Source organism: Microbacterium sp. zg.Y909 (genome assembly GCF_024626565.1).
This window is the reverse complement of sequence record NZ_JANJFJ010000398.1, coordinates 1-3949: the sequence shown is the minus strand read 5'-3', so window position 1 is coordinate 3949 and position 3949 is coordinate 1. Positions and strand designations below refer to the sequence as shown.

Below are 3949 nucleotides of genomic sequence, written 5' to 3'. Positions count from 1 at the left end.
GGTTCGGCGATCTCGGTGATCCCGGTGATGTCGTCGACCGAGATGACCCCGACGGTGCGCTGCTTGATGATCGAGTGGGTGACGTGCTCGCACGCGAACATGTTCTTCACCGCTTTGTCTTCGAAGAGGCCTCGGCCGGTCTCTTCGACGGCCATCACCGCGAGGTCCGCGTGGCGGCTCAGCGCCGCGACCGATGCCTTGCGCACGATGTGGTCGATCTGCTCCTGCGTGTACCGCGCGTACGCCGTCAGCGCGTCCTGTGCGCGGGCCACCAGTGCATCGATCTCGGGGGACATTTCTCTCTCCAACCCGGTGCGGACGCTGTGCCCGCACCCTTGCTCTGATGCCAGCTTACTCCTGTGGTCTGACCACAGGAAGGGGCACAGAGAAACCCGGTCGCCGCTCCCCCGTTTTTCGGGGTGCGGCGACCGGGTCAGGGTCGGCTGAGACTCAGCGCGCGGCGCTGCCCTCGACGTAGTCGCTGTCGGTCTGCTTCCACGAGAACAGGGCGCGCAGGTCCTTGCCCACCGCCTCGATGGCGTGTGCGGCGGCCTTCTCGCGCAGCTCGCCGAACTCCACGGCACCGGCATCCTGGTCGTTGATGAAGCGCTCGGCGAAGGCGCCCGAGCGGATGTCGGCGAGGACCGCCTGCATGTTCTCCTTGACGTGCGGGTCGATCACGCGGGGGCCCGAGACGTAGTCGCCGTACTCGGCGGTGTCCGACACCGACCAGCGCTGCTTGGCGATGCCGCCCTCCCACATGAGGTCGACGATGAGCTTCAGCTCGTGCAGCACCTCGAAGTACGCGATCTGCGGCTGGTAGCCCGCTTCGGTCAGGGTCTCGAACCCGTACTGCACGAGCTGCGAGACGCCGCCGCAGAGCACGGCCTGCTCACCGAACAGGTCGGTCTCGGTCTCTTCGGTGAAGGTGGTCTTGATGACGCCGGCACGCGTGCCGCCGATGGCCTTCGCGTACGACAGGGCAACGTCCCACGCTTGGCCCGACGCATCGTTCTGGACGGCGATGATGTCGGGGATGCCACGACCGGCCACGAACTCGCGGCGCACCGTGTGGCCCGGTGCCTTCGGTGCGACGAGGATGACGTCCACGTCCTCGGGAGCCTGGATGTAGCCGAAGCGGATGTTGAAGCCGTGTGCGAAGGCGAGGGTCTTGCCTGCCTTGAGGTGCGGCTTGATCTCATCGTTGTAGATCGAGCGCTGGTGCTGGTCGGGAGCCAGGATCATGATGAGGTCCGCCCACTCCGCGGCGTCCGCCACGGACTTCACCTCGAAGCCGTCCTCCTGCGCCTTCGCGATGGACTTGCTGCCCTCCTTGAGGGCGATGACGACGTCGACACCCGAGTCACGCAGGTTCTGGGCGTGGGCGTGGCCCTGTGAGCCGTAGCCGACGATCGCGACCTTCTTGCCCTGGATGAGCGACAGGTCGGCGTCGGAGTCGTAGAAGATCTCGGCCATGTTGTGTGTTTCTCCTTGAGTGGTGGTTCGGTGTGGTCAGCCGCGCAGGACGCGCTCGGTGATGCTCTTGCCGCCGCGGCCCATCGCGACCATCCCGGACTGGGCCAGTTCCTTGATGCCGAAGGGCTCGACGGCGCGCAGGAACGCGTCGACCTTGCCACGATCGCCGGTCACCTCGACCACGACGGCGTCGGTGGCGTAGTCGACCACCGAGGCGCGGAAGAGGTTGACGACCTCGATGACGTTGGAGCGCGTCTGGTTGTCGGCGCGCACCTTGACGAGCATGTGCTCGCGCTGCACGGATGCCGCGGGGTCGAGTTCGACGATCTTGATGACGTTGATGAGCTTGTTCAGCTGCTTGGTCACCTGCTCCAGCGGCAGCTCGTCGACGTCGACCACGACCGTGATGCGCGACAGGCCAGGCACCTCGGTGACGCCGACGGCGAGGGAGTCGATGTTGAAGCCGCGCCGGGCGAACAGGCCCGCCACGCGGGTGAGCAGACCGGGTTTGTCCTCCACGAGGAGGCTGAGGACGTGCTTGCTCATCTCAAGCCTCCTGGTCGAAGGTCGGCGCGTGCTCGCGGGCGTACTGGATGCTGCTGTTGCTGCGCCCCTGCTGGACCATCGGCCAGACCATGGCGTCGGCACTCACGACGAAGTCGATCACCACGGGACGGTCGTTGGTCTCGAGCGCCAGCTTGATCGCGGCATCCACGTCCTCTTCCTTCTCGACGCGGATCGCGAGGCAGCCGTACGCCTCGGCGAGCTTGACGAAGTCGGGGATGCGGATGGTGTTGTGTCCGGTGTTGAGGTCGGTGTTCGAGTATCGGCCGTTGTAGACCAGGGTCTGCCACTGCCGCACCATGCCGAGCGACGAGTTGTTGATGATGGCGACCTTGATGGGGATGTTGTTGATGGCGCAGGTCGCGAGTTCCTGGTTCGTCATCTGGAAGCATCCGTCGCCGTCGATCGCCCACACCACGCGGTCGGGCTCGGCGACCTTGGCGCCCATGGCGGCGGGCACCGCGTAGCCCATGGTGCCGGCGCCACCGGAGTTGAGCCACGAGTTGGGACGCTCGTACTTGATGAACTGGGCCGACCACATCTGGTGCTGTCCGACGCCGGCGGCGTACACGCCCTCGGGCCCGGTGAGCTCGCCGATGCGCTGGATCACGTACTGGGGCGCCATGTGGCCGTCGGTGGGCTGGGCGTAGCCGAGCGGGAACTCGTCGCGCAGGCCGTCGAGGTAGGACCACCATTCGGCGATGTCTGCGCGATCGGATGCCGCCGCCGTGAACGCACCCTCGAGGTCGACCAGCACCTCTTTGAGGTCGCCGACGATGGGGACGTCCGCGGTGCGGATCTTGGAGATCTCCGCCGGGTCGATGTCGACGTGCACGACCTTCGCGTTCGGGGCGAACAGCGATGCCTTGCCGGTCACGCGGTCGTCGAAGCGCGCGCCCAGCGAAACGATGAGGTCCGACTCCTGCAGAGCGAGCACCGCCGGGACGGTTCCGTGCATGCCGGGCATGCCCAGGTGCTGCGGGTGCGAGTCGGGGAACGCGCCGCGCGCCATCAGCGTGGTCACGACCGGCGCGCCCGTGGTCTCCGCCAGCTTCAGCAGCTCTTCCGATGCGCGGGAGCGGATCACGCCGCCGCCGACATAGAGCACCGGCTTCTCGGCGGTGGCCAGCAGCTGGGCCGCGGCCTGGATCTGCTTGCCGTGGGCCTTGGTGACGGGCCGATAGCCGGGCAGGTCCACCCGCGGCGGCCAGACGAACGGCGCCTCCTCCTGCTGGGCATCCTTCGTGATGTCCACCAGCACCGGACCGGGGCGCCCCGTGCCGGCGATCTCGAACGCCGCGGCGATGGCACCGGGGATCTCCTCGGCGCGCTTGACCAGGATGGAGTGCTTCGTGATCGGCATGGTGATGCCGACGATGTCGGCCTCTTGGAACGCGTCCGTGCCCATGAGGGTCGAGAAGACCTGGCCGGTGATGCACACGATCGGCACCGAGTCCATGTACGCGTCGGCGATCGCGGTGACGAGGTTGGTGGCGCCGGGGCCGCTGGTGGCGATCGCCACGCCGGTCTTGTTGGATGCCGCGGCGTAGCCCTCGGCAGCATGGCCGGCACCCTGCTCGTGACGCACCAGGATGTGGCGGATCAGCGAGGTGTCCATGAGCGGGTCGTAGACGGGCAAGATCGCGCCGCCGGGCAGGCCGAACACGTCGGTCACCCCCAGCAGCTCGAGCGAGCGGACGACCGCCTGGGCGCCGGTGAGGACGGGGGCGGATGCCGCGCGGGCGGGAGGCCGGGGAACGGCGGAAACGGTGTCTGAGGACATGGGTGAAACTACCTCGAGATCCAGGGTTGCTGACGGGACTACCCCGTCACCGCGCCCTCTGCAGCAGAGCGCACGAGTTTGGAGTACTTGGCCAGAACGCCACGGGTATAGCGCGGGGGAAGGGGC

At 67.4% G+C, this 3949-nt stretch carries 3 protein-coding genes and 1 pseudogene; all 4 read right to left on the bottom strand.

The annotated features are described in order from the left end of the window. Positions 1 to 296: pseudogene (locus tag NQ160_RS20040) on the bottom strand (bifunctional acetaldehyde-CoA/alcohol dehydrogenase); the annotation flags it as partial. A gap of 154 nt (positions 297 to 450) precedes the next feature. Beyond that, a complete protein-coding gene (gene ilvC / locus NQ160_RS20035) occupies positions 451 to 1476 on the bottom strand; it encodes a ketol-acid reductoisomerase (RefSeq protein WP_257513875.1) in 1026 nt (341 codons plus the stop codon). Positions 1477 to 1512: 36 nt separating this feature from the next. Then, positions 1513 to 2022 carry an acetolactate synthase small subunit gene (gene ilvN, locus NQ160_RS20030; protein ID WP_257493238.1) on the bottom strand — a complete coding sequence of 170 codons (510 nt, stop codon included), beginning with the start codon at positions 2020 to 2022 and terminating at the stop codon, positions 1513 to 1515. A 1-nt stretch (position 2023) separates the two neighbouring features. Continuing rightward, positions 2024 to 3823, bottom strand: coding sequence for an acetolactate synthase large subunit (locus tag NQ160_RS20025; protein WP_257516863.1), 1800 nt, complete (start codon positions 3821 to 3823; stop codon positions 2024 to 2026). Positions 3824 to 3949: the final 126 nt, after the last annotated feature.

Excerpts from the sequence above, each read along its gene's own strand:
- ilvC (WP_257513875.1), bottom strand. The coding sequence starts at position 1,476 with ATGGCCGAGATCTTCTACGACTCCGACGCCGACCTGTCGCTCATCCAG.
- NQ160_RS20025 (WP_257516863.1), bottom strand. The coding sequence starts at position 3,823 with ATGTCCTCAGACACCGTTTCCGCCGTTCCCCGGCCTCCCGCCCGCGCG.
- ilvN (WP_257493238.1), bottom strand. The coding sequence starts at position 2,022 with ATGAGCAAGCACGTCCTCAGCCTCCTCGTGGAGGACAAACCCGGTCTG.